Origin of the sequence: Schaalia odontolytica (genome assembly GCF_024584435.1) — a bacterium.
Classification (GTDB): Bacteria; Actinomycetota; Actinomycetes; order Actinomycetales; family Actinomycetaceae; genus Pauljensenia.
In genome coordinates, this window is the sequence record NZ_CP102197.1 from 1,906,567 (window position 1) to 1,932,920 (window position 26,354).

Consider the following 26,354-nt stretch of genomic DNA (forward strand, 5'->3'; position numbering starts at 1 on the left):
TGGCGCCTGTCGGCCCGCAGCGGGCCCATCGAGGAGATGACATGAGTAATCCGTACGTGCCGCAAGGCGGTAACGCCTGGGGTGGCTATCCGCAGGGTCAACCGGGTGATCCCTATGCTGGTCAGGGTCAGCAGGGTGGCTATGGTGGCTATCCGCAGGGTGCGCCCCAGCAGGGCGGCTACCCGGGCCAGCCTCAGGCGGGTTACGGTCAGGGTCAGCCTCAGGCCTTCTACGGTGTGCCGGTTGAGCAGGGTGGCTATGGCGGTTACCCGCAGGGTGCGCCCCAGCAGGGTGGAAAGTCGAAGACTCCGCTCATCATTGGCATCGTCGCCAGCGTCGTCGTTGTCGTCCTTGTCGCCGGCGCAGCCGTGTGGATGTTGTCCAGATCGGGCGCATCCGATTCCTCTGCGGGTGCGTCCCCGAGTGGCAATTCTTCCCCGAGCGACAATTCTTCTCCCACCGCGGGTGCGTCCCCGAGCGCTGGCTCCTCGGCCCCCTCGAATGGAAACAACGGATCGTCCGGCGGCATGTACAAGGCGACGCCGGAGGGTTCCAACTCGACCTATGAGATCACCGACATCTCCCTGGGTCCGACGGACGACCAGAACGGGCAGACGATGAGGGTCGTCTTCCGCGTGACCAACAACGGGACCACCGAGGAGTTCGGGGGCATGTACCCGCACCCCTATCAGAACAACGAGCAGCTGACGGTCCCCAACTTCTTCACCACCAAGAAGCCCTCCGACTTCGAGTACACCCCGGGAAACGTTCAGGTCAAGCCCGGAGAGACGGTCGAATACGTTGGCTACTGGGTCATCAAGGACAAGAAGACCGCCGTCGAATTCAGGGACCCCAACTGGATGATCAACGAGTCCAAGGGAAAGAAGCAGCAGTACTGGACCTGGCAGCCGAAGTGATCCCGTGAGGAATCCGCCGCTTGAATGAGCGCGACACGTTCTCACAGCCGAACCAGACCGGTCGGCTCGCGCCTCACGTTGTCACGCCGAAGGGTGGCCCTCCTAACCGGGAGGGCCACCCTCGTTCGTCGGCGTCCACGCACCGGCGCACATGCGACTGATCACAGTCGACTTTTCGTTGCGATCAAGCAGTTTGTAGAGTAACCCTACGGGCCTGTCGTTCCCCGATGCAACCAGCATTTTTGGTAGAATCTACAAGGTTAAACATCTATTTCGCGCAATGCGAGGGGAGCCACGTGGCTGACAACGAGAACACCGCCGGAGGCGAGCAGTCGTACGGCGCATCGGACATCACCGTCCTCGAGGGCCTGGAAGCCGTGCGCAAGCGCCCGGGCATGTACATCGGATCCACCGGCGAGCGCGGCCTGCACCACCTGGTGTACGAGGTTGTCGACAACTCCGTTGACGAGGCGCTGGCCGGCTACGCCGACCACATTGAGGTCACGATTCAGGCCGACGGCGGCATCAAGGTCGTCGACAACGGTCGTGGCATCCCCGTTGACGAACACCCCACGGAGCACAAGCCGACGGTCGAGGTCGTCATGACCATCCTGCACGCCGGTGGCAAGTTCGGCGGCGGCGGATACGCCGTGTCGGGCGGCCTGCACGGCGTCGGCATCTCCGTCGTCAACGCCCTGTCCACCCGCGTGGACACGGAGATCCGCCGACAGGGCTACGTGTGGCGCATGTCGTTTGCCAATGGCGGCAGTCCCATCACCGAACTCGTTCGGGGCGAAGAAACCAACGAAACGGGCACCACGCAGGTCTTCTACCCGGACCCCACGATCTTCGAAACCGTCGAATTCGACTTCGAGACGCTGCGCCAGCGCTTCCAGCAGATGGCCTTCCTCAACAAGGGCCTGCGCATTACCTTGACCGACGAGCGCGAGTTCGCCACCGACGAGGGCGACGAGATCGCCGGGGAAGACAAGGCCTCGGGCAAGGAGGCCGCGACCCACCGCACCGTGTCCTACTGCTACGAGTACGGCCTGCGCGACTACGTCGAGTACCTCGATTCGGCGAAGAAGACCGACACGATCAACAACGAGATCATCGACTTCGAAGCCGAAAACGACGAGGGCACCATGAGCGTCGAGATCGCCATGCAGTGGACCAGCGCCTACTCGTCCTCGGTCCACACCTTCGCCAACACGATCAACACGACCGAGGGAGGCATGCACGAGGAGGGCTTCCGCACAGCGCTGACCTCCCTCGTCAACCGCTACGGTCGCGACAAGGGACTGATCCGCGACAAGGACGACAACCTCACCGGCGACGACGTGCGTGAGGGACTGACCGCCGTCATCTCGATCAAGCTCACCGAACCTCAGTTCGAGGGCCAGACGAAGACCAAGCTCGGCAACACCGAGGCGCGCACCTTCGTGGCCCAGCAGGTCTACTCCAAGCTCACCGACTGGTTCGACGCCCACCCCGCCGACGCCAAGGCCATCATCGCCAAGGGACAGGCCGCGCAGGCTGCCCGCGTCGCCGCCCGCAAGGCGCGCGAGGCCACGAGGCGTAAGGGCGTCCTCGAGTCCGCCTCCATGCCCGGCAAGCTGCGCGACTGCTCCTCCCGCACCCCTTCCGAGTGCGAGATCTTCATCGTCGAGGGAGACTCCGCCGGCGGCTCCGCCGTGGGCGGACGCGACCCCGAACGCCAGGCGATTTTGCCGATCCGCGGCAAGATCCTCAACGTCGAAAAGGCCCGCCTGGATCGCGCCCTGTCCTCCGACACGATCCGCTCCCTCATCACGGCCTTCGGGACGGGCATCGGTGAGGACTTCGACATCTCCAAGCTCCGATACGGCAAGATCGTCATCATGGCCGACGCCGACGTGGACGGCCAGCACATTGCGACACTGCTGCTCACCCTCCTCTTCCGCTACATGCGGCCCCTCATCGAGGGTGGCCACACCTTCATCGCGATGCCTCCGCTCTACCGCATCAAGTGGACCAACGCCGAGCACGAGTTCGCGTACTCCGACAAGGAACGCGATCAGCTGCTTGAGGCGGGCGCCACCGCCGGTCGGCGCCTGCCCAAGGAAGGCGGCATTCAGCGATACAAGGGCCTGGGCGAAATGAACGACCACGAGCTGTGGGAGACCACCATGGATCCGGAGAACAGGATCCTCAAGCAGGTCACCCTGGACGAGGCCGCGGACGCGGACGAGACCTTCACGATCCTCATGGGCGACGACGTCGACCGGCGTCGCACCTTCATCCAGCGCAACGCCACCGACGTGCGCTTCCTCGACATCTGAGACAACCCACCAACCGTCGGCGGCCGCCCGCGCGCCGCTGGCCGTGATTGAGCACAAACAACGTAAGGAACTTTCGTGAGCGACGAGCAGATGACGGACGTGCGGCATATCTCGGACACCGAGCGAATCCGCCAGGTCGACCTGCAGAAAGAGATGCAGCGCTCCTACCTCGACTACGCCATGAGCGTCATCGTCGGACGAGCGCTGCCGGACGTGCGCGACGGCCTCAAGCCCGTCCACCGCCGCGTCCTGTACGCCATGTACGACGGTGGCTACAGGCCCAGCTCCTCCTTCTCCAAGTCCTCCCGCGTCGTCGGTGAGGTCATGGGTAACTACCACCCGCACGGAGACGCGGCGATCTACGACGCCCTGGCTCGCCTCGTTCAGCCCTGGTCTCTGCGCTACCCGCTCGTGGCCGGGCAAGGCAACTTCGGTACCCCGGGTAACCTGGGACCTGCCGCCCCCCGTTACACGGAATGCAAGATGGCCCCGCTGGCCATGGAGATGGTCCGCGACATCGACGAGGAGTGCGTTGACTTCCAGGACAACTACGACGGGCGCAACCAGGAACCCACCATCCTTCCCGCCCGCTTCCCCAACCTCCTGGCCAACGGCTCCGAGGGCATCGCCGTCGGCATGGCCACGCGCATCCCCCCGCACAACCTGCGTGAGCTTGCGCGCGGCGTCGAGTGGGCGCTCGCCCACCCTGAAGCCACCCGCGAGGAACTCCTCGAAGCGCTGCTGACGATCATCCCCGGCCCCGACTTCCCCACGGGAGCCACGATCCTGGGCCGTAAGGGCATCGAAGACGCCTACCGCACGGGACGCGGCTCCATCACCCAGCGCGCCGTCGTGAGCGTCGAGGAGATCCAGGGCCGCCAGTGCCTCGTCGTCACCGAGCTTCCCTACCAGGTCAACCCCGACAACCTCGCCGATAAGATCGCGCAGCTGGTGCGCGACGGAGCGATCGGCGGGATCGCCGACATTCGCGACGAGACCTCGGGCCGCACCGGCCAGCGCCTCGTCATCGTCCTCAAGCGCGACGCAGTGGCCAAGGTGGTCCTCAACAACCTCTACAAGCGCACCAGCCTGCAGGAGAACTTCTCGGCGAACATGCTCGCGCTCGTCGACGGCGTTCCCCGCACCCTGTCCATCGACGGGTTCATCCGCCACTGGATCACCCACCAGATCGACGTCATCGTGCGCCGCACGCGCTTCCGCCTGCGCAAGGCCCTCGAGCGCCTGCACATCCTCGAAGGATACCTAAAGGCCCTCGACGCCCTCGACGAGGTCATCGCCCTCATCCGCCGCTCCCCCACCGTGGACGAGGCGCGCGCCGGGTTGATCGATCTTCTCGACGTGGATGCCGTCCAGGCCGACGCGATCCTGGCCCTCCAGCTGCGCCGCCTGGCCGCCCTCGAGCGCCAGAAGATCATGGACGAGCACGCCGAGCTCAAGGCCCGCGTCGACGACCTCAACGACATCCTGGCCACCCCCGAGCGCCAGCGCGCCATCATCTCCGCCGAGCTGTCCGAAATCGTCGACAAGTTTGGGGACGAGCGCCGCACGCGCATCCTGCCCTTCGATGGGGAGATGTCGATGGAGGACCTGATTCCCGAGGAAGACGTCGTCGTGACGATCACGCGCGACGGCTTCGCTAAGCGGACTCGCACCGACAATTACCGCTCGCAAAAGCGCGGCGGTAAGGGCGTGCGCGGCACTCAGCTGCGCGACGACGACGTGGTCGAACACTTCTTCGTCACGACCACGCACCACTGGCTCCTCTTCTTCACCAACCTCGGACGCGTCTACCGCGCGAAGGCCTACGAGATTCCCGAGGGCGGCCGCGACGCGAAGGGCCAGCACGTCGCCAACCTGCTCGCCTTCCAGCCCGACGAGCACATCGCCCAGGTCCTCGCGATCCGCACCTACGAGGACGCCGACTACCTGGTCCTGGCCACCAAGCGCGGCCTCGTCAAGAAGACCCCGCTGAGCCTGTACAACTCGCCTCGTTCGGGCGGCATCATCGCCATCAACCTTCGGGAGGACGAAGACGGAAAGGCCGACGAGCTCGTCTCCGCGCAGATCATCATGGCGGACGAGGACCTGATCCTGGTCTCTCGCGACGGCCAGGCGGTTCGCTTCACGGCAACCGACGAGCAGCTGCGCTCGATGGGACGCTCGACCTCCGGCGTACGCGGCATGAAGTTCCGCGGCGACGATGAGCTGCTGTCCATGGAGGTCCCCCACGAGGGAACGGACCTCCTGATCGTCACGGAGTCCGGCTATGCCAAGCGCACCCCCGTCGAGGAGTACCCGACGAAGTCGCGCGGCACTCTCGGCGTGCGCGTCGGCAAGCTCGTCGACGAGCGCGGAGGCCTGGTCGGCGCGCTCGTCGTGCGACCCGACGAGGACGTCATGGTGATCACGGAGTCCGGCAAGCTCGTCCAGGTCAATGCCTCCGACGTGCGCCCCACGGCCCGCAACACCATGGGCGTCATCTTCGCTCGCCCGGACGATGGGGATCGCATCATCGCGATCACCCGAAACTCCGACTCCGCGGGCGAGGAGGACGAGGATGATGCATCCGCAGCGGAGCCGCCCGAGGCGGTGGGCGCGCCCGGCGGCGAGGAGACGAGTGGCGCCGCCTCCGACGGCGCCGAAGACTCCGAGGAGTGAGGAGTGATCACGGGACGAGACCGGTGTCGTCCCGTGATCAAGCTTCCAATGCTGCCCGGACTGAGCACCGGGGCCGGGCGATGCGGTAGCCTGGCAGATAGGAAGTGCGACCTGGAAGGAATCCCATGAGCGACCACGTCTCGAGCGCCCGCAGCGACGCTCCCCGCCGAGTTGACCTGGCGATTGCGCGCATTGACGCGTGGACCGTCATGAAGGTCTCCTTCCTGCTGTCGGTCGCCCTGGGCATCGCGATGGTTGTCGCAACGATCGTGCTGTGGCTCATGGTGGACGCCATGCACGTCTTCAGCCAGCTCGAAGAGTTCTTGCAGACCGTCGGTGCGGGGCGCTACGCCGCATTCCTCGACTACGCGCGACTCCCGCGAGTCATCTCCTACGCGACCATCGTCGCGGTCATCAACGTCGTGCTCCTCACCGCTCTCTCGACGCTCGGAGCGATGCTCTACAACGTCGTCGCCTCCCTGGTGGGTGGCATCAAGGTCTCCCTCATGGACGAGTGAGGAAGGGTTCCGCGAGGGGTCGGCTCACGCCGACCCCTCTTGCTATGCCTGGCGATGGTTCTCGCGTTGTTTGTGGTCCCGCCGGTGATCCGGACCCCGTTGGGCCCGGCCGCCCGCGAGATCGCCACACGCGAGCCTAAAGGCTCAAAGTGGTTGATCTCGAAGCCCGCCCATGCCATCCGGACCCTCCGGCGCCCTCCACACCGGCGGCACCTGGTGTGCTGAAGGGGTCGGCTCATCGTCTTCATGCCCGGCCAGGCACCCCGGTTCCTCAGGTGGTTGCTTTGTCGTTGGTAGTGGGGGTTGTGCAGCATGAGGAGCTGACTGTCGGCGTGTCGCCGGCGTGTCGCACGCCTAATGGCGCACTTCCCCCCGAGCGGTGCTGGTGAGAGCGGGGCATGGGGCGTCGTGGCGGCCAGACTGCGGACCCATTGGGTGAATAACGCTGAAAATGGGCTGTTGTGGGCGAGGTGGTCTGCGTTGTGGGCAAAACTGTGTCGGTGATGGTGTGCGTTCTCGCCTCACTCCTGGCAGCAGGGCCCAGATGCTGGCGGCCTTAACCCACTGATGCGCAGCTAAACCCACCTAGTGGAAGCTGGGCGCAGCCGCCCACGCTCCACGAGGTGGGTTAACGTGCGCGGAGGTGGGTTTTAGGGAGCCACCAGCGGGGCCGGTTTCGTTAGTTGCTACCAATCCGCGATGGGCGCACGCGCAAGATGGCGGCGAGCAGGCTTGCGAGCGCCGCACCCGACCGGGAAGGCCTGCGCCGATCGCGCCGCAGGGCCGTGCCCTCCGTGGCCCATGCGTAAGGGTTGTGGCTGAGTGGGCCCGGCCACGAGGAGTCCACGAGCGTCGCGGGAGCGGGTAGGGGGAGGAGAGGACTGACCCACGAACCCGCGGTGACGTAGGTGCTCACACGCCCCTCGAGGCTGGTGAAGAATCCTGAGTGAGCGACACGGGCGGGAAAGCCCACCGGATCAAAGGCGTAAACGCGCTCGAGCGCATCGGGTGCGGCGACGGCTGCGGCGTAGAGCGCGAAGTTGCCGCCCTTCGAGTGCCCCATGACGGTGACGGGGCCCTCGGCGCGCTTTGACGCGTACGCGAGGTAGCGCGCCGCCCACCGCTGGGACTCCGTGGGAAAGTCGAGCCCGAAGCGCGCGTCCTCGGCAACGCCGATGGAGGTCGCATCCGTTCCGCGGAACGCGATGAAACAGCACCCGGAGGAGTCAACGAACGTCGCCGCCCCGAACTGGGCAAGCGGCCGAGGCACGAGCCGCGTGACGGCGTCGCGCACCCGCACCTCGCGAAAACGAGGGCTGGTGCCCGCGGCCTCCAAGAGTGGCCGGTCGGCGTGGGTGGGCAGGGCGTGGCGGTAGAGCGCCGGAATCGACGAGGCGCGGGCAACCTCGCCAAGAACGCATCCCGTGGCAGATCTGGGACCGGCGAGCGCGTGAAAGTCCGTGTAGATCAGCGAGCACAGGGCGAGCGCGTCAGCGGGCGTCAGGTCGCCGGCAAGCGGGGTTCTCGCGCCTCGAACATAGTCGATGATCGTTGCCACGCCGCTCCTTCGCCTCGTCCGTGAACCGCCCCGATGTCCTCGTGTTGGACGTCACCAGCGCTCGATTTTGCCGGATGCCTCTGTGCTGTGTACTATATCCGAGTGCCCGCAAGGGTGCCGGTTGGGCCTATAGCTCAGTAGGTTAGAGCGCAGTCCTGATAAGACTGAGGTCGGTGGTTCGAGCCCACCTAGGCCCACCATCCGCAGGCGAGTGAAAGCGGAGGATCATCGTGAAGAAATGGGTCACCTGTTGCGTGGCTGTTGGATCCGTCGTGGCCGTTGGCATCGTCGTCCGACAGATTCTTGTCGATCTCTCCGATAACGCCGACCTGTGGACGTCCGTGACGGACGCCGTGGAGGACTAGGACTCCCACGGGGCTATGGCGCAATTGGTAGCGCACCTGCTTTGCAAGCAGGGGGTTACGGGTTCGAGTCCCGTTAGCTCCACTCTACTAATAAGGCTCGAACCCTTGCCATCTTGGATGGTTTCGGTTCGGGCCTTTTTGCTGTCGTCGGCCCAGGCAGGGGCGTTGGTGAGGTGGGCTCTGGCATCGGCATAGTCGCTGTGTTGGCCGCTTCGGTCAGGGATTCTGCTGATGCGACGAGGCGCTGGACATTCTCAAAGCACGTCAGACGGCTGATCTCTGTGGGTGGCCGGGCCTGTTCGAACTCCACAACGAACCGTGTAGACCTCAACCACGTTGAGGCCTGGCATGAGCTGCGGAAGCCGCACGTACTTGCTCGTAAGCGGCGAGAGCCTCGCGTCGCGACTCGGCCAGGTCGACGACGGGCACGACAGGCCGAGCGAGTCCCTCCGGGATCCAGCGCTTGACATAGCTGCTGTGCGGGTCGAAGCGGGTGCGCTGGAGCTCAGGGTTGAAGATGCGGAAGTAGGGCGCAGCGTCCGCTCCGCTGCCGGCCACCCACTGCCAAGAGACAGGATTGTTGGCCTCGTCTGCGTCCACGAGAGTCTCCCAGAACCACTGCTCGCCGTCCTGCCATGGCTGGAGCATGTTCTTGGTGAACAGCGATGCAGCGACCATGCGCACCCGGTTATGCATCCAGCCTGTCTGCCACAGTTGCCACATTCCGCCGTCGACGAGGTCGATGCCGGTGCGGCCGTGTTGCCAGGCCCGCACCAGGTGGTCGTCGGGATGATAGGGGAACTCCTCGAAGGCTGGACGCATGGGGGTGTCCTCTAGATGTTCGCGGTGGTGGAGCAGGTGCCAGCAGAACTCGCGCCAGTAGAGTTGCCTGGTCCAAGCGGCGATATCCTCGCCCGCGGCCGTGCTGCTACGGGCTGCGGCCAAGGCTTGGCGCGGCGATAATTCCCCGCACCGCAGCCTCGGAGAGATTCTGCTGGTGGATGTTTCCTCCCCGGGCAGGTCACGGCGTTTGGCATAGCCGGGCAACCAGCCGTCGATGGCGTCCAGTTGCTGCCGGGCTGCCAATTCACCGGGCTCCCAGTGCTGTGCGAGGGTGTCTTCCCACCAGGCGGGGCCATCGTCAAGCAACCCAATATCCTCTAAGTTGTGCAGGACACCGTCCTCCCGCAGCGTGGCGAGGGCTGTGGCCGCACCGTCTGGCTCGTCGACAGGTGAGGGCTCGGGCAGGAGGGGAGTGAGGGGCAGGTCGGCTACGGCGTGGCTGAAGGGTGTGAAGACTTGGTAGTGGGAGCCGCTGGCCGTCCTCATCAGCCAGGGTTCGGCGAGCAGGCTGCCGGGATGGCTGTGTACTTCGGTGCGGGATTTCAACTCTTGCTTGATGGCGGCGTCCAATCGGCAGGCTGCCGGGGCGTAGCGTCGTGTCCAGTGCACGAAGGTAGGTTGTAAGGTGTCCACGACTCGGCGCATGATCTTTGCGGCATCACCTCGGGCGAAGATGAGTGGAATGCCCAGGTCGGCAAGCCGCGGTGCCAGCTGTTGCAGGCTGCGGTGGTACCACCACCGGGTGGCCGCACCGAGCGGGCGCGGGCCGTGCCGATTGTTGTCTTCATCGGTCCTGCGGGTTTCGTGGATCCACAGTGCGACCACGGGTCCATGTGCTCCCGTGCAGGCGGCCGTCAGGGCGGGGTGGTCAGCCAGACGGAGGTCGTCGCGAAGCCAGATCAGTGTGGTCATCGATGGTCCTTGAGAGGGTTCAGTGTAAGAGTTGGCCGGCGATCTTGTTGGCGAGGGGTGGGAGGGTCATCGGCTGCTGCTCTCGATCAAGGAAGAGGTCCACCCAAACCCGGGCGCAGAGTGTTGTGTTCATGCACTTAATCGTCGTTGGTAATCGTACTTGACAGGCGACTGGTGCCACAAGATCCGTTGGCCCTCTGGTGATGGAGCGCCTGCTGGACGAGGGCTGGTCAATGCGGGTGCTGGTCCGCGACGCGTCGAAGCCGGAGTCCTCTGTACAGCAGCGCGTTGAGGTGGTCGAGGGCGGCGCTGAGTCGGACGAGGACATCGCTCGCGCCATGGCGGTGGCCAAGGTGGTCTGGTTTCCGATGTACTCAATGGGCGGCGGAGTTCCGACCGCGGCCATCCAGGCCGTCGCAGCAATCGTGCGGCGAGGTTGAGTCGCAAGGTGCGCTCCCGAGACACAGGTGTGGTAGCTTGGATCAACTTCGGTCTTGATGATGGCACCATGAGGATCGTCCTGACTTTCATAGCACAACAGAGAGGGGACCCCTGATGACCGTCGTACCCGTTGCGCTTGTTGCTGGCGGTTCGCGTGGCCTCGGACTGGAGATTGCTCGGCAGCTTCATCGACGTGGCCATCACGTCGCCTTGTGCGCTCGTGACGAGGCTGCGCTACAGCGTGCAGCGTCCGAGTTCAAGGAACGTGTATCCATCCATGTCATGGACGTCACTGACCGCAAGGGCGTGCAGCGCGTGGTCAACGAGATTTCGAATGGCTATGGCCCCATCGAGGTGGCGATTCACGTGGCCGGCATCATTCAGGTGGGGCCTGCCGCAGACGTAGAATTGGAGCACTTCGATCAAGCGCTCGACATCATGGCCAAGGGGCCCATCAACGTGGCGTGGAGCGTTCTTCCGTCGATGCGGGAGCGGCGTCGTGGACACATCGGCGTGGTCGCCTCCGTGGGCGGCGTCGTGAGCCCGCCTCATCTCCTGCCATACTCCACAGCTAAGTTCGCAGCTCTGGGTTTCACTGACGGGCTGGCCGCTGAGTTGGTGGGCACCGGCGTGACGGCGACCAGGATCGCGGTGCGCCCACGGGACGGCCGCGCCCGAGCGGTCAGATGTCCAGCACCTCAACGGCAGAGGTTGTCAGGGCGGCTTCCACTCGCTGGGCGAGGACGGAATCCGCCTGCGAGAGGTCCTCAACGTCGGGATAGACGCTCAGGGTCCTGTCTCCGACAACCCAGAAGTCGCGACTCCACGTCTTGGGGTCGGACCACATATCCTCCTGGTTGGACCATTCCGGCAGCGTTCTGTGAACCTTCGTCGCCACCGCCAGCTGGCCTTTCGCTGTGAGGTAGACGGTGTCGATGCGCGTCCCCTCGGGATCGGGTCGCCTCAGGCGCACCACGCGTCGACCAGCGAACGTGACGCGGCGATCCACGCCATCCGTCGACAGCTTGAGTTCAATCTCCTGAAAGCCATCGGTGAGGCGGCGATGCTTGTTCACATAGTCGCGAAGAGCCTCAACGATTGCAGCCGAGAGGCTTCCCGCGATTGTTCCCGCCTCAGAAAAGAGGCTCACGTCGCTGTCTGATACGTACACGTTACGAGTAGGCATGTACATAACTATACGCATATCGACGTGAGTGTCAAGAGCCGACGAATGACCAACCGACCGGTCACTGTGGGTCACCCGTGCGCGATGCTGGGCGCGCGTACAGGATCGAGGGAGAAGAGCCTACACCGCGGCATTTGTACACAATCTTGTCCACAGTTGTGAATAAACTGTGTCGGCTGCCATCCAGAAGGTCGGTCAGAGAAACGGAAACTGACCCGACAGTGCGGCACAGAGCCACCGACACTCGAGGGTGCGACGACCGCAGCGCGGCGCCCCCTGCCGCCCGCGCGGGGACAGAGAGAGGCGCCCGGAGCCAACCGGCTCCGGGCACCCTCACACCGATGCACGGGGCGCTAACGGGCCGTTCTCAAGGCCGACCGCCCCAGCATGAAGGGAGCAAGGATCATGGAGGAACCCAGGCCCACTCCGAAGCCTCCGAGCACGTCTGTCACCCAGTGCACGCCCAAGTAGAGGCGCGTCACCGCAATGAACGCGATGATAGCGATCGCGGCGACCCACAGCAGGTGGCGGATACGGCGCCCGAAGCGCGTCATCGTCAACACCAGGACCAGCGAGATGACAAGCGCGGTGACGGCGGTTGCGTGACCCGACGGAAACGAGTAGGAGTCTTCCGAAATGAGCCAGAACGACTGATCGGGGCGCGCACGCCCGTCGATGTGCTTGATGATGTAGCCATTCACGCCCGACAGGGCCACCGAGCACAGGATGTACAGGGCGTGCATGACCTTCTTCACGAGCCACCACACGACTAACGCAATCACGAGCGCCAGCACAACCGCGCGCTTGGGATCAAACGCCCACGACACGCCCGCCATGATCGAGTTCATCGCGGGGGTGCGGGCATCGATGAAGTCCGACCACACGGCCGTATCGACGGGAAGGGGGCCGTGCAAGAACCCGCCGAAGACGGCAACCGCCACGACGATGACGGCCCCGGCAATGGCGGAGGGTGACAAGAAACGACGAGCAATCATAAGGAAAAGCCTACCGTAGTGTCAGTCGTTCGCGCCGTGCTCGTACATCCACCTGCCCGCGCGACGGCTAAACCGTGATCGCTCCCGCATGCTGCCGGTTTCGCCCGTACGCTGGTCCCTCCAGGAGGCCACGAACGTGACGGTTCCCTCCTCGTCGTCGATCCCTCCGGCCTCGGCCCCGAGGATGCGCAATCCCGTCCACTGCGTGCCCTCCACCCAATAGGGCGGGGCGGGCCGAGTGCGCGGATGCCACGTGCGAAACAGGTAGTCTTCGTCCCGCAGGGCAAACGCCGTGTAGCGCGAACGCATGAGTGCCTCGGCGGTAGGGGCGGCCTCGCCATCCAGATAGGGTCCGCAGCACTGCGACAGGTGCAGGCCAGAGCCGCACGGGCAGGTACGAGGCCGGGGCGCGCCAGCGCTCGCAGCGCCGGGGGCAGCGGGGGAGGAGCTCACGCCCGGTCGCCCACGGAGGCGAGCCAGCGTTCGGCGTCCAGAGCCGCGCGACACCCCGAGCCGGCTGCCGTGATGGCCTGACGATACGTGTGGTCCACGGCGTCACCGCAGGCGAAGACACCCTCAACCGACGTGCGTGTCGACGGCTCGTCGACCGTGATGTAGCCGGCCTCGTCGAGGGCCACCTGGCCGCCCAGGAAGGCCGTGCGCGGCAGATGGCCGATAGCCACAAACACGCCATCCACGTCGATCTCGCGCGTCGAACCGTCGACGGTCGAAGCCAGCCGCAGGCCCGTCACGGACTCCTCGCCCAGCACCTCGGCCACGGTTGCGTTCCATTCGAAGGAAATCTTCGGGTTATTCAGCGCGCGTTCGGCCATGACGCGGGAGGCACGCAGCTCATCGCGGCGGTGCACCACGACGACCTCGGAGGCGAAGTTCGTGAGGAACGTGGCCTCCTCCATCGCCGAGTCTCCGCCTCCGATGACGGCCAGTCGCCGGTCCTTGAAGAAGAAACCGTCGCAGGTCGCGCAGTACGAAACCCCGCGCCCGGAGAACTCCTCCTCGCCGGGGACGTTCATGTGGCGGTACTCCGAGCCGGTCGCCAGGATGACCGCACGAGCGTAGAAGACCTCGTCCTCGGTGGCCACCGCCTTGACGGGGCCCTCCAGATTGACGGCGAGAACGTCCTCGTACCGAATGTCGGCCCCGAACCTCTCCGCCTGCGCACGCATGTTGTCCATGAGCTCCGGTCCCTGAATGCCCTCGGGGAAGCCCGGGAAGTTCTCGACCTCCGTGGTGTTCATCAGGGCGCCACCGGCTGCCAGCTGACCGGCCAAGACGAGAGGGGCCAGGCCCGCGCGCGCCGTGTAGACGGCCGCCGTGTAACCGGCGGGACCCGACCCGACGATGACGACCTCGTGGACGGTCGCGCCCTCGGGAACCTCGGTAGACGGGACCTCAACCGCGGCGGCCTCGGCGGTGGAATCGGCGCTCTCGGCCGTCACCAGGCCGGGAATCGTCACAAAAGACATGCGTACCCTCCTTCAGGGTTACTCAACTGTAAGCTCGGAGATCCACGCCCAGTTGCGCCCGTCCTGGCCCTTGGGCATCGAACGGAACTGCAGGGCGATCGAGTCAGTCTCGATCGGCGTGGGCAGCTTGATCGTCGTCGTTGGGGACAACGCGGACGTCGCCACTTCTGTTCCGCCGCGAGGGTTGGACGGGTCCGTGACGTTGCGCACCACGATCTCGCCGCCGGACGTGGCCGGGTCCATGGTGAGGGTCACCGACGACACGGTCGCCTTCTTCTGTAGCTTCACGACAATCGTCACCGCGGTCTCGTCACGGAACTGATTCATGTCGAACCAGCGCGAACTCCACGACGTCGACGGGTTGGCGTCGATCATGTTGATGGCCCGATCCGGGTGATCGCCGTCGTCGTTGTTCCACGACAGGACCTGAACCGAGGAGATCACCGGCGTGACGGTCGCCTCCGGCGGAGGGGTCGTCGTCAGGTTGGGAGCCGGTTCGTCGTCGGACTGCTGCGTGGAGGTGCCCGCGAGAAGCGACTGGGTGAGATCCAGGTCGGTGACCGGGCGCGTGGCCATCCACGGACCCCAGATCGCGCCGATCAGGAACAGGACGACACCGAAAATGAGTGCGGGTCGCGTCGGGTCAATGAGCTGTGACGCACCGGTCGAGGGAGCCTGGTGTGGCTCCGGAGAGGTGGCCGCCGCGGCGCTGGCAGCGGGGGCGACGGGAGCCATGACCTCGGTCGGCCCATCGCTGGGCGGGGCGGGAATGGGAGCCTCGCGCAGCGGACGCACGCGCGGGATCTGGTGGGTCGAGGGGGCGTCCTCCCGGGGAGTCGGGTGAGGATAGTCCTCGGGATTGACCTCGCCGCCGCGCTCGTATCCGCTGGCCGCGGGCTGCGTCGGAGGGGGAGCGATGGGGAAGGCCGTCGCGTGAACGAGCGCTTCGTCCGACGAGGCCTCGATGGGCTCGATGCCGTACTCGGCGAGCGAGGCGGGGATCTGCGCGCCCGCGCCTTCCTCGCGCGCGTCGGAAGCGAATGGCTCGTCGGGAGCCGGGATCGGGGGAGTATGCGCAGATGCCCCACCCGTCGAGGCCTCCGACGGTGACGGCTGCGGAATGGGTTGAGCGGAGAGCACCTCGTCGAAGGAGGGCAGGTCCTTCTCCTCGCCGGTACGTTCGGGCGCGGGGGCCATTGTTTCCTCCGTCTCCTTGGGTGTGTGTGCCGCCATTATCGCAGTTGCGTCCTGGGCTGGCGCGCAAGAGGCTGTCAGGATGTTCACCACAGCGGCTGGCACGCGCAGGCGCGCCAGGAGGGGACGCATCATCGTCGCGGACTCGCGCGGGGCGGCGAACCGCAGGACGAGCAGGTACACGAGGCCGGTGACGAGCGAAACAACGGCGAGCTTGATTGCTGCGAGAATCATGCGTGCCAGTGTCGAGTCGACACCGGTGTGAACCCCGAGAAGCCACAGCGCAGCGAAGCCGACGATCCCGGCGGCCACGGCCGCACCCACATAGGAAGCGTAGGAGCGCAGAAGTCCCGCGCGGTCAACAAAGCGGTTCTCGCGCGAGACCCACACGACGGCGATGACGCCCTGGGTGAGTCGGCAGGCGGTCTCGCCGAGCGCGGCGGCAACGACCCACCAGCGCTCACCGGTCAGGGCGAAGAGCGACCAGCCGACGATGACCTGGATGATCGTTGGCCCGATGCCCATGAGGAACACGGGCTTGACGTCCTCGTAGGCGAAGAAGACGCGCTGGCTCATGAGAACCATGCCGGTCGACGCGACGCCCGGCATGAGGGAGGCGAGGACGAGGGCGTAGGCCGTGACCGCCTGGGGATCGCCGCCCTTGGCGGCCATTGCGATCTCCATCATCGGCACCGAACCGGCCATCAAAATGGCGGCCGCCACGAGCGTCAGGGAGGTGATCGTGCGCACGCCCAGGTGGTAGCTGTCGGCCACCGCGCGGTCGTCCCCGTCGGCGACGGCACCGGCCATGCGGGTGAAGATCGCCGTCGTCAGCGAGACCGTGATGAGGGACTGGGGAACCATGAAGATCATGAACGCGGTCGAGTAGGCGAGGATGCCCACGACTCCCCCCTGGGCACCGTTGCGGCCGATGAAGCCGTCCGCCATGGCGGCCAGGTTGTTCGTTGACAGGACGCCGACCTGAGAGACGCCGAGCGTGGCGAACGTCCAGCCCGCGACCTTCGGCATTGACCCGAAGGAGGTGCCGCGGAAGTGGAAGTCCGGCGTGAAAGACACGCCCGCGCGCCTCATCGGCCACAGCAGGCACAGCGCCTGACAGATGACGCCCAGCGTCGCCGAACCGGCGAGGACCCAGAACTGCGCGCCCGTCACGTCGGCGGCGGGGATGCCACCCGCCGGGGCTCCTCCCCAGATCGCGAGAAACACCCCGAGTCCGGCGATGCCCACGACGTTGTTGACGACCGGTGCCCACATGTAGGGACCAAAGATCTCCCGGGCGTTGAGAAGCTCGCCCAGCAGGTTGTACAACCCGTAGAAGAAGAGCTGAGGCAGGCACAGGAGGGCGAAGAGGATCGCCAGATGACGGATGTCGTCGGTGTATCCCGCCGCTGTGATCATGACCAGAACGGGTGCGAGCACCATCGTCACGAAGGTCACGAGGAACAGGACCGTTCCGGCCAGCGTCAGCAGGCGATTGACGTAGGTGTCGCCATCATTGCGACGCTTGATGGCCCCCACAATCTGGGGGACCAGGACCGCGTCGAAGATACCCGAGGCGAGGAGATTGAAGACGGTGTTGGGCAGGGTGTTGGCGGTCTGGAAGGCGGCGCCCACGCCGCCGGCGGTGGCTCCCACCGCCGCGATGAGCATGGCGTTGCGCACGAAGCCGAGGATGCGTGACACCATGGTGCCCGATGCCATGAGCGCCGACGCCCTCAGGATCGATCGACGAGGCGTGTTCGAGCTCATGGTGTCTCCTTGTCCGTGGCGGTCGCTGATTCGTTGGCCGTGGCCGTTGGTGCGCTCTCGGCGCTCCGCGCCTGCGCCCTCCTCGCCGCCCTGTTGCGCAGAGAACGCGTGATTCCCGCGAGGAAGAGAAGGCCGAAGAGCGAGGCGATGACCGCTGTGATCGCATCCTCCCAGCCGGCTCGCATGCGAACGGTGACGGTTTGGGAGTCGTCAAGGACGACGTTGTCGGGTGTGGTGACCTTGTAGGTCACCTTGATGTCGCCACTGCCGATCGCTCCGACGGGAACTTCGACCGTGGTGGCGCCTCGGGCGGCGAGAACCTGGGAGAGGGCCGGCGTCGCGCGAAGCCTCGGGTCGTCGGGGATCAACGTGACGTCGACGCGGATCGGCCAGGGAAGCTTGTTGCGCACCAGCACGGGGAAGTTGGCCGACTTGTTGATGAGGTTGACGGCCGAGGAGGGTTCGACGGTGACAGAAGACAGCAGATTCGTGACCTGGGAGGTCAAGGCCGTAGCCGCTTCCAGCTGCTTGGAGGCGGAGAGCTCGGCCGACAGGGACGGCAGGAGCTGCGGCGTGACGGAGTCGTAGACGGCATCGGGGTCGTCGGTTGCGCGTGCAAGGGGGGCGAGCCGCTCGAGAGAGGAGGCCATCGCGTCGATGGCGGTGGACGTGTCGGCTTCGAGGGTGCCCGCCGTGACGGTCACGCGCTCAACGTCGGTGGGTTCGCTCGATGCCATGTCGGTGAAGGACAGAGCGCTCACCCAGCGCGGGGAGAAGAGCGCGTTGACGCGGTGGGTCAGTCGCTCGTTGACGGCGGTGCCCCGGGCGGCGGCCGCGAAGACAGTGCGCGAGGAGGAGGGCCGCTCGCGTGCGATGATCGCCGTGATGGCGGTGAGGGCCTGCTCGGCGTCCAGTTCGTCGCCTCCCGTGGCGTTCCAGGACAGGATAGACGCGATGTCCCCCTGCTGGGCGAGGACCCGTGCCCCCGTGCCGTCCGTCGTTGTTTCGCCACTTGACGGATCGACATTGACGCGCGCGAAGGAGGTGAAGGGAACTTCGTCGGCCGGAGCGAGGGCCGAGGCGGGGGCGATCGTCAGCTGGTCGGGGGAGGCGAAGTTGGCCAGCAGCGCGGTGCCGAAGGTGGCGTCCGCCGGCCAGGCAACGTCGCGCAGAATCGTCGGCCCTTCGTCGGGTGTCGTCGTCGTTGCTCCGCTCTGACCGCTCCCCGCAGGGGCGGGGCTCGCACTCGGCGACGGCGAGTCGGGCGATGGGGTGGTGGAAGCGGAGGGCGTGGGGGCGGAAGCGGAGGGCGTGGGGGCGGAAGCGGAGGGCGTGGGGGCCACCCAGCCGGCCTCGCGAGGCGTCGCGGGGAAGCTTCCGATCGAGTGAGTTGCGCGCGCCCAGAAGTCGGAGTTGCTCGACAGGGCGAGGGCGCCGAGGTCGGCGTCGCCCTCGGGCAAGGCGACGACCTCCGTCGCGGCCGACATGAAGGCCGACACGAAGGCCTCCGACTGGAGGTCGCGTGAGCGTACCGCTGGATCCGTCGCGGTGGGCGCGGGCGTCGGCGTGGGGGAGGGCGTGGCGCTCGGCGAGGCCGTCGGCGAGTCGGACTGCGTGTCGTCCCCCGATTGGCCAGACTGGCCCGGCTCGGGCGCGGGAGACGGGCTCGGCGAGGCCGTGGGCTGCGGGCCGCGCGGAATCAGGAGCGGATCGACGGCAAGAGTCACGCCCGCGGTTGCGGCAAGAGTGAGCACCGCCGAGCGCTCGGCTTGGTCCTGAGAGGCGCTGGCCGACGTCCACGGGACGAGCGTGGTGATGCGTGACGCGGAGACTTGCGTCCCCGAATCCCACACGATGATGGAACGGTCCTTGCCCGAGTACTCGCCGGAGGTGGCGGTCACGGTGGTCACTCGAGGCCCCCACTCCTCGGTGTCGGTCAGCGGCAGCGCGGAGGTGGGTATGCGGATCTCGAAGGCGACGGTGGCGCCCCTGGCCACGTTGGACAGCGATGTCGAGGCCGCGTGCGTGGCGTCGGGTTCATCCTCGGTCAGCGCGGTCGTCAGCGCGGCGACGGAGATGGGCGTCTCGTTGGTCACAAAGACCTCGAGGGACACGGACGCGAGCGTCGTTGGGGACGCGTTGCGTACGGTGCCGGAGACGACTAGCTCGCTCTCGTTCGTGATGATTCTCGGAGAGAGAGAGTCGATCGAAACGGATAGTCCCGACTCCGTGGACGCCGGGCCCATGACGGCCGGACGTGACTCGCTCGACCCCGACGCCGAAGCGGGCACCGGGGCGGCCCCGGCCTCGTCGATACCGAGACCGAAGGGAAGGGCAACGACCGCGCACAGGGCGGCAAGCCATGCCGCCCGCCTAGTCACGGCCATCCCGATACAGCAGGTCCAAGGCGATGCGCACGATGCGGCGCTCGTTGGGGTAGGCCAGCTGGCGTGACACGTCCCTCAGGGGGACCCACGCGGCCTCCTCGGCCTCGTGATCCGGATCGCCGTCGACGCAGATGGTCCCCGACTCATAGCCCATGAGGTAGTGGTGAACGACCTTGTGAACGCGGCGATCGTTGCCAGAAAACCAGTAGTCGATCGAGGCAAGGTGGCGGATGATGCGACCGTGAATGCCGGTCTCTTCGGCGACCTCGCGCAGCGCCGCCTGCTGCGGGGTCTCCGAACCCTCCAGGTGGCCCTTGGGCAGGCACCACTCGACGCGGCCCGCCCGGTTGCGCCGGGCGATCAACGCGGCATAGGGAATTCCGTCACGTACGTCAACGACAATGCCACCCGCGCTGGTTTCGGCGGAAATCGGCAGGTGGGAGCGGCCTACGCGCACAGAAGCGGACCGACGCGGGGGTCTGGGCACCCCGGCTCGGCGGTCAACTGAACGTGCAGGCATGACTCCACTGTAGCCGTTGGGTGGCCCCCGGTAGTCGACCAGGGGGCTTTCCTGGCATGCTTAGGAGCGATGAGTACTCAGTCAGCCTCCCCCAGAAACGGCACCGTGAGCACGCAAAACGGCGAAACAACGGACATTCCTACCCTCATGGCGAACGCCACGAGGACCTTCGCCGCGCTCCCGCCCGCGATTATGGAACTCGGCACGATTTTTCGCGACGCCGGGGAGGAGCTGGCGCTCGTCGGGGGGCCTGTGCGCGACGCATTCCTGGGGGTGACGCCCCACGACTTCGACATGGCGACCTCCGCGCGCCCGGAGCGCACCGAGGAGCTGCTGTCCCGGTGGGGCAACGCCACCTGGGACATCGGCAAGGAGTTCGGCACGATCGGCGGGCGGCGAGGGGACGTTGTCGTCGAGGTGACGACCTACCGTACCGACGAGTATGAGATTGGCTCGCGTAAGCCCGAGGTCACCTTCGGCGACACGCTCGAGGGCGACCTGACGCGCCGAGACTTTACGGTCAACGCCATGGCGATGCGCCTGCCGCAGATGGCGCTCGTCGACCCCTGCGCCGGCCTGACCGACCTGGCCGCCGGAAACCTGCGTACCCCCGTGTCTGCCGAGCAGTCCTTCGACGACGACCCCCTGCGCATCATGCGGGCGGCCAGGTTCAGCGCACAGCTGGGCCTCGACGTCGACGAAGACGTCATGAACGCCATGGAGACCATGGCCTCGCGCCTGGAGATCGTCTCGGCGGAGCGCATCCGCGCCGAGCTCGAACGCCTCATCATCTCGCCCTACCCGCGTCGCGGCATCGAGCTAATGGTCCACACGGGCGTCGCAGACATCGTCCTGCCCGAGGTTGCCGCCCTCGTGTCCACGGTTGACGAACACAAGCGCCACAAGGACGTCTACGAGCACACGCTCACCGTCGTCGAACAGGCCATCGACTTAGAGACCGGACCCGACGGGCCTGTCCCCGCCCCGGACTTCGTTCTGCGTTTCGCGGCCCTCATGCACGACGTCGGCAAGCCCGCCACCCGTCGCTTCGAAGCCAACGGGTCGGTGTCCTTCCACCACCACGAGATCGTCGGCGCGAAGATGACCCGCAAGCGGATGAAGGCCCTGCACTTCGACAAGGCGACCATCGAGGCCGTCTCGACGTTGGTCGCCCTTCACCTGCGCTTCCACGGCTACGGGGAGGCCGCCTGGTCGGACTCCGCCGTGCGGCGCTACGTCGCGGACGCTGGAGACCTTTTGGAGAGGCTGCATCGCCTCACGCGCGCCGACTGCACGACGCGTAACCGCCGCAAGGCCGCCTACCTGTCCGCGGCCTACGACGACCTCGAGGCGCGCATCGCTGCCCTGCGCGAGCAGGAGGAGCTGGACGCGATCCGCCCCGACCTCGACGGTGACCAGATCATGGAGATCCTGGGCCTGCGGCCCTCCCGCGCCGTCAAGATCGCCCGCGACTACCTGCTGGAGCTACGCATGGAGCGCGGCCCCCTCGGCGAGGAGGACGCGCGCGAGGCCCTGCTCCACTGGTGGGCGTCGGAGGACGTGCGCGCGCTGGCCGAGGAGTACCAGGCGCAGCAGGCTCGCTGGGAGGAGAAGGTCGCGCAGAAGAAGGCGCGCAAGGCGGCGGCGAAGGCCGCGCGCGAGGCCCAGTAGGGGCCGCTCGCGGCGCATTCGCGCGACCATCCTCACGCCTGCGCGCGGTGCACCCCTCGGTGCCCCGCCGTAGGCTGGTGACAACCAAACGAATCCTAAGGAGGCTCTCCCGATGAGCACGTTTACCCCCGAGAAGGCGTCGGCCGACATCGGCGTGTACGGACTGGGCGTGATGGGAGCGAACCTGGCGCGCAACCTGGCCCGCAACGGCTACGCGACAGCCGTCTTCAACCGCACCCCCGCCCGCACCGACAAGCTCATGGCCGAGCACGGCGAGGAGGCGACCTTCGTTCCCTCCTCGACCCTGGAGGACTTCGTCGCATCCTTGCGCGCACCCCGCGTGGCCATCATCATGGTGCAGGCGGGTCCCGCGACGGATGCCGTCACGGAACAGCTCGCCGCGCTCATGGACGAGGGCGACATCATCGTCGACTGCGGCAACTCGCTGTTCGCCGACACGATCCGCCGCGAGAAGTGGGCGGCCGAGCGCGGCCTGCACTTCGTGGGCGCAGGCGTCTCCGGCGGCGAGGAGGGCGCCCTGTGGGGGCCGTCCATCATGCCGGGAGGGACCCGGGCCTCCTACGAACGCCTCGGCCCCATGTTCGAGGCGATCTCCGCCACCTACGACGGCGTCCCCTGCTGCACGTACATCGGGGCCAACGGCGCGGGCCACTTCGTCAAGATGGTCCACAACGGCATCGAGTACGCCGACATGCAGGTGATCGCCGAGGCGTACACCCTCCTGCGCGAGGGCCTGGGGGCCACTCCCGCCCAGATCGCGGATATTTTCGCGGCCTGGAACGAGGGCGAGCTCAACTCCTACCTCATCGAGATCACGGCCGAGGTCCTACGCCAGGTGGACGCGTCCACGGGGGTGCCCCTCGTCGATCTCATCGTCGACGCGGCCTCGCAGAAGGGGACCGGCAAGTGGACGGTTCAGACCGCCCTGGATCTGGCGGTCCCCGTGACCGCGATCGGCGAGGCGACGTTCGCGCGCGGCGCCTCCTGTGAACCCGCTCAGCGTGCGGCCGGGCAGAAGCTCGCCGGCAACGCCACGCCCCTCGTCATCGAGACGGACGAGGCCCGGGCCGCGTTCGTGGAGGACGTGCGACGCGCCCTCTTCGCCTCCAAGATCGTCGCCTACTCGCAGGGCTTCGACGAGATCGAGGCGGGGGCGGCCGAGTACGGCTGGGACATCGACAAGGGGGCCTTGGCCCGCATCTGGCGCGCCGGCTGCATCATCCGCGCGGCCTTCCTTGATGACATCACGCGCGCCTACGAGGCCGATCCCTCCCTGCCGCTCCTGCTGGCCGCCGAGCCTTTCGCGACCCGCTTCCAGGAGTGCACGCCCGCGCTGCGTCGCATCGTCTCCCAGGCCGCGCTGGCCGGAGTCCCGATTCCGGTGTTCGCGTCCTCGCTGGCGTACTTCGATCAGATTCGCGCGACGCGCCTTCCGGCGGCCCTCATCCAGGGTCAGCGGGACTTCTTCGGCTCCCACACGTACCGCCGCATCGACAGGGAAGGTGTCTTCCACACGCGATGGGCCGAGCCTGGCCGCCCCGAGGAGCAGTGGTCCTGAGCGTCGGGACGCGCGGGACATCGCACGGGGGGTGGGCGAGCGGCTGCGCACCCACTCCCTGTGTCGCAGCACATACTTTGGGGATCTTCCCGCAAACACGGTTACGCTAGGGGTACAACCTTATCCGCTGAAAGGGCGAACACGTGGCGACTCACAACGGACATACGGACTGGAACGACATCGTCGGGTCGGAAGGATCAGGCGCGTCGGGGCAGGGCCACCTGCCCAAGCGGCGTTCGGTGCGCTCCGCTCCGGGGTCGCGCGCATCCAGGAAGGCCGCGGCCGCCCCGTCCGATGCCAAGAAGGGGCCCGCAAAGAAGAAGAGGCGCTGGCCCAAGCGCATTGGCTTCACGATCCTCACCCTCATTCTGGGTGCCTTCATCGCCGGTATGGGTGTCTTCCTGTACCTCTACAACACCCTGGCCGTGCCGGCCCCCGACGACCTGGCTCTGGCTCAGAAGACCACGGTGTACTACGCGGACGGCACGACGGAGATCGGGACCCTGGGCGACATCAACCGCCAGATTATCGACACGTCGACGCTGCCCGACTACGTCTCCAAGGCGATCGTCGCTTCCGAGGACCGCACGTTCTACACGAACTCGGGCGTGAACCTGAAGGGTATCGCCCGCGCCCTCATCAACAACCTGCGGGGCGGCGCGCGCCAGGGTGGCTCAACGCTCACCCAGCAGTATGTCGAGCGCTATTACATCGGTGAAACCACGTCGTATAGCGGCAAGCTCAAGGAAGCCGTCCTGGCGATCAAGATCAACCGAGAGAAGTCCAAGGACGAGGTCATCGGCGCCTACATGAACACCATTTACTTCGGGCGCGGCGCTTATGGAATCGACGCGGCCGCCCATGCGTATTTCGGGCATCCGGCGAAGGACCTGACCCTGTCTGAGGCCGCGATGATCGCGGGCATCATCCCCGCGCCGTCGGCATGGGATCCCGCTATCAGCCCCGAGAAGGCGAAAGAGCGGTGGGAGAGGGTCCTGGGCCTGATGGTGGAGGACGGCTGGATCTCGCAGGCCGAGGCGAATGCGGCGGTGTTCCCCGAGACGATCGACCCGGAGACCCTCAACAGGGAATCCATGACCGGCACGAACGGCTACCTGATGGCCCAGGTGAGGTCGGAGCTGATCAAGTCCGGCCAGTTCGATGAGGATAAGATCAGCCAGGGTGGCCTGCGCATCACCTCCACGATCGTCAAGGAGCACCAGGAGCAGGCCGTTGCCGCCGCCGAGGGCATGAACGAGGTGCGCGGATGGGATCCGACCCACCAGCACGTCGCCCTGTCGTCCCTGGATCCGGCCACCGGCGAGATCCTTGCGGAGTACGCGGGCGCCGACTACCTGGCGCGCCAGCAGAACGCCGTCACTCAGGACATCGCGATGGCCGGATCGGCGTTCAAGCCCTTTGCGCTGCTGGCCAACGCTCGCCTGGATGGATCGGTCTACGACACGTACTCGGGTAAGTCTCCGCAGTACTTCCCGGGCATGAGCGTGCCGGTCTCCAACGACGGCGGCTACTCGTTTGGGAACGTGACGCTCGTGCGTGCCACCGAGTACTCGATGAACACGGCGTACGTCGCGCTGAACCTGGATGTGGGTCCGCAGAGGACCCTCGAGGCTGCCGTCGATGCCGGTATTCCCGAGGACACCCTGGGCCTGAACGACGAGCTTCTCAACGTCCTGGGGTCGGCCTCTCCGCACAACATCGACCTGGCGACCGCGTATTCGACGATTGCCAACGGCGGAGAGCGCGTGAATGCGCACATCGTGAAGAAGGTGGAGGACTCGCGCGGCAAGCTTCTGTACAGCGGGGACGTGACGCCCAAGCGCATGTTCGACGTGGAGGAGGTCTCCTCGATCATGCCGGCACTCGAGGCGGTGACCGGCGGCGACGGGACGGCCAGCAACGTCGATCGCTCCATTCCGCGCCTGACGACCGCGGGCAAGACCGGGACCTCGTCGGATCAGCTGTCGGCGCAGTTCATCGGCTTCGTTCCCGGCATGGTGACCGCCGTGTCGATGTACCAGTCGGACGACGACGGCAACTCCGTTCCGCTCGACAACGTCGGTGGCGTCAACCAGTTCCACGGCGGCGACTGGCCGGTCGACGTCTGGATCGACTACATGAAGCCCGCGACGGCGAACCTGAAGGACACGGATTTCACGTGGAAGGTGAGCTCCAGCCGCCGGGCGCAGAACAACGGGCCGACGTCGGCTCCGACCGCGACGAGTGAGGCCCCGCAGTCCTCGGCCGAGCCCACGCCCGAACCCACGCCCACCGAGACTCCCTCCGCGACGCCCACCGAGGAGCCGGGCAACGGCAACAACGGCAACGGAAATGGGAACAACGGGAACCCGCCGGGCAACGGCAACAACGGCAACGGGAACGGCAACAACGGCAACGGAAATGGGAACAACGGGAACCCGCCGGGCAACGGCAACAACGGCAACGGGAACGGCAACAACCGAAGAGGCTAGGCAGGCCTGATCCCCCGTCCATCCCGCGTTTCGTGCCCCAAGGTCTCCTTGGGGCACGCAGCGTCCGCAACCCCGGCAACACGGACTTCGATCGACATAAACGCGGCTCGCAGGACGCTCCGGGTAGGTCGCACCGGGCACATTCGGTGCTTGGCGCACTGCGGTGCAGAGTGTCTTGTAACGCCAGGATGCGGCTCTGGCGCGCCGGATGGGCGCGTTCCACGGTGGTTGCGCAACTTGCACGGCGCGCCCCCACGCGGAGTTTGGTCGGGCGGCGAAGAAACAGCGGGCGGCGAGCGTGTTGATTGACCGCTGTCAGGTCGCGGCGTGCCATTGTCCGATGCGCGGCTACCGGTACGCCCGCCCGCGATCAAGCTTGTTGACGCTGGCGCTACACCCGATCCGTATGCATGACACCCCTTCTGATCGGGTGTATTGCTCCCGAACGGGTGCAGCACCTCCTTTTGATGCCCTGGCCGCCCTGTTCAGCGCAACCCGGCGGTTGCTCGTCTCCTTAAG

General features: G+C 66.4%; 18 protein-coding genes, 2 tRNA genes and 1 pseudogene. 12 read left to right on the top strand and 9 right to left on the bottom strand.

What is annotated here, in order from left to right:
* Positions 1-41 precede the first annotated feature (41 nt).
* The 4 genes from NQK35_RS08480 to NQK35_RS08495 all read left to right on the top strand — a co-directional run bounded on the left by NQK35_RS08480 (position 42) and on the right by NQK35_RS08495 (position 6,435).
* Positions 42-917, top strand: a complete 876-nt coding sequence (locus tag NQK35_RS08480) for a DUF5067 domain-containing protein (RefSeq protein ID WP_257113886.1) — start codon at positions 42-44, stop codon at positions 915-917.
* Between the two features lie 296 nt (positions 918-1,213).
* Positions 1,214-3,238, top strand: a complete 2,025-nt coding sequence (gene gyrB / locus NQK35_RS08485; RefSeq protein WP_034231347.1) for a DNA topoisomerase (ATP-hydrolyzing) subunit B — start codon at positions 1,214-1,216, stop codon at positions 3,236-3,238.
* Positions 3,239-3,313: 75 nt separating this feature from the next.
* The gene (gene gyrA / locus NQK35_RS08490) at positions 3,314-5,917 is read left to right on the top strand and encodes a DNA gyrase subunit A (RefSeq protein ID WP_048741266.1); all 2,604 of its coding nucleotides are present in this window, start codon (positions 3,314-3,316) and stop codon (positions 5,915-5,917) included.
* Positions 5,918-6,042: 125 nt separating this feature from the next.
* The gene (locus NQK35_RS08495) at positions 6,043-6,435 is read left to right on the top strand and encodes a DUF3566 domain-containing protein (RefSeq protein WP_257113887.1); all 393 of its coding nucleotides are present in this window, start codon (positions 6,043-6,045) and stop codon (positions 6,433-6,435) included.
* A 679-nt stretch (positions 6,436-7,114) separates the two neighbouring features.
* On the opposite strand, the gene NQK35_RS08500 is transcribed toward NQK35_RS08495, so the two are convergent.
* Positions 7,115-7,993 carry a DUF2974 domain-containing protein gene (locus NQK35_RS08500; RefSeq protein ID WP_257113888.1) on the bottom strand — a complete coding sequence of 293 codons (879 nt, stop codon included), beginning with the start codon at positions 7,991-7,993 and terminating at the stop codon, positions 7,115-7,117.
* 123 nt (positions 7,994-8,116) lie between these two features.
* Between NQK35_RS08500 and NQK35_RS08505 the strand changes: the two genes are divergently transcribed.
* The 3 genes from NQK35_RS08505 (at position 8,117) to NQK35_RS08515 (ending at position 8,440) form a co-directional block, all read left to right on the top strand.
* A tRNA-Ile gene (locus NQK35_RS08505) sits at positions 8,117-8,193 on the top strand.
* 30 nt (positions 8,194-8,223) lie between these two features.
* Positions 8,224-8,358, top strand: a complete 135-nt coding sequence (locus NQK35_RS08510) for a DLW-39 family protein (RefSeq protein ID WP_009212810.1) — start codon at positions 8,224-8,226, stop codon at positions 8,356-8,358.
* 9 nt (positions 8,359-8,367) lie between these two features.
* Positions 8,368-8,440, top strand: a tRNA-Ala gene (locus NQK35_RS08515).
* Positions 8,441-8,685: 245 nt separating this feature from the next.
* Here the strand turns inward: NQK35_RS08515 and NQK35_RS08520 are convergent.
* Complete coding sequence (locus NQK35_RS08520; protein WP_257113889.1) at positions 8,686-10,113, bottom strand: cryptochrome/photolyase family protein; 1,428 nt, start codon at positions 10,111-10,113, stop codon at positions 8,686-8,688.
* A gap of 203 nt (positions 10,114-10,316) precedes the next feature.
* Between NQK35_RS08520 and NQK35_RS08525 the strand changes: the two genes are divergently transcribed.
* Both NQK35_RS08525 and NQK35_RS10640 read left to right on the top strand, forming a co-directional pair.
* The gene (locus NQK35_RS08525; protein ID WP_257113890.1) at positions 10,317-10,553 is read left to right on the top strand and encodes an SDR family oxidoreductase; all 237 of its coding nucleotides are present in this window, start codon (positions 10,317-10,319) and stop codon (positions 10,551-10,553) included.
* 115 nt (positions 10,554-10,668) lie between these two features.
* Positions 10,669-11,154 (top strand): annotated as a pseudogene (locus tag NQK35_RS10640) (SDR family NAD(P)-dependent oxidoreductase); the annotation flags it as partial.
* Positions 11,155-11,236: 82 nt separating this feature from the next.
* Here the strand turns inward: NQK35_RS10640 and NQK35_RS08530 are convergent.
* The 7 genes from NQK35_RS08530 to NQK35_RS08560 all read right to left on the bottom strand — a co-directional run bounded on the left by NQK35_RS08530 (position 11,237) and on the right by NQK35_RS08560 (position 20,030).
* Positions 11,237-11,740 (bottom strand): EXLDI protein, encoded by a 504-nt coding sequence (locus NQK35_RS08530; RefSeq protein ID WP_232209847.1) that lies wholly within the window; start codon positions 11,738-11,740, stop codon positions 11,237-11,239.
* Positions 11,741-12,093: 353 nt separating this feature from the next.
* Entirely contained in the window at positions 12,094-12,735 is a 642-nt protein-coding gene (locus tag NQK35_RS08535; protein WP_257113891.1) for a phosphatase PAP2 family protein, read from the bottom strand.
* A gap of 21 nt (positions 12,736-12,756) precedes the next feature.
* A complete protein-coding gene (locus NQK35_RS08540; RefSeq protein ID WP_034231338.1) occupies positions 12,757-13,188 on the bottom strand; it encodes a YchJ family protein in 432 nt (143 codons plus the stop codon).
* Positions 13,185-14,222 (bottom strand): thioredoxin-disulfide reductase, encoded by a 1,038-nt coding sequence (gene trxB, locus NQK35_RS08545; RefSeq protein WP_009212804.1) that lies wholly within the window; start codon positions 14,220-14,222, stop codon positions 13,185-13,187. The genes NQK35_RS08540 and trxB overlap by 4 nt, the downstream gene beginning before the upstream one ends.
* A gap of 18 nt (positions 14,223-14,240) precedes the next feature.
* Positions 14,241-17,186 carry a lipid II flippase MurJ gene (locus NQK35_RS08550; protein ID WP_257113892.1) on the bottom strand — a complete coding sequence of 982 codons (2,946 nt, stop codon included), beginning with the start codon at positions 17,184-17,186 and terminating at the stop codon, positions 14,241-14,243.
* Positions 17,183-19,573: a DUF6049 family protein gene (locus NQK35_RS08555; RefSeq protein ID WP_257113893.1), complete on the bottom strand. Its 2,391-nt coding sequence runs from the start codon at positions 19,571-19,573 to the stop codon at positions 17,183-17,185. The genes NQK35_RS08550 and NQK35_RS08555 overlap by 4 nt, the downstream gene beginning before the upstream one ends.
* Complete coding sequence (locus NQK35_RS08560) at positions 19,560-20,030, bottom strand: NUDIX hydrolase (protein WP_009212801.1); 471 nt, start codon at positions 20,028-20,030, stop codon at positions 19,560-19,562. Before NQK35_RS08560 ends, NQK35_RS08555 begins: the two co-directional genes overlap by 14 nt.
* A 210-nt stretch (positions 20,031-20,240) precedes the next feature.
* On the opposite strand from NQK35_RS08560, the gene NQK35_RS08565 reads away from it, so the two are divergent.
* The 3 genes from NQK35_RS08565 (at position 20,241) to NQK35_RS08575 (ending at position 25,835) form a co-directional block, all read left to right on the top strand.
* Positions 20,241-21,764 carry a CCA tRNA nucleotidyltransferase gene (locus NQK35_RS08565; RefSeq protein WP_257114792.1) on the top strand — a complete coding sequence of 508 codons (1,524 nt, stop codon included), beginning with the start codon at positions 20,241-20,243 and terminating at the stop codon, positions 21,762-21,764.
* A 112-nt stretch (positions 21,765-21,876) separates the two neighbouring features.
* Positions 21,877-23,343: an NADP-dependent phosphogluconate dehydrogenase gene (gene gndA / locus NQK35_RS08570; RefSeq protein WP_009212799.1), complete on the top strand. Its 1,467-nt coding sequence runs from the start codon at positions 21,877-21,879 to the stop codon at positions 23,341-23,343.
* A 143-nt stretch (positions 23,344-23,486) separates the two neighbouring features.
* Complete coding sequence (locus NQK35_RS08575; protein WP_257113894.1) at positions 23,487-25,835, top strand: transglycosylase domain-containing protein; 2,349 nt, start codon at positions 23,487-23,489, stop codon at positions 25,833-25,835.
* The last annotated feature ends 519 nt before the right edge of the window (positions 25,836-26,354 follow it).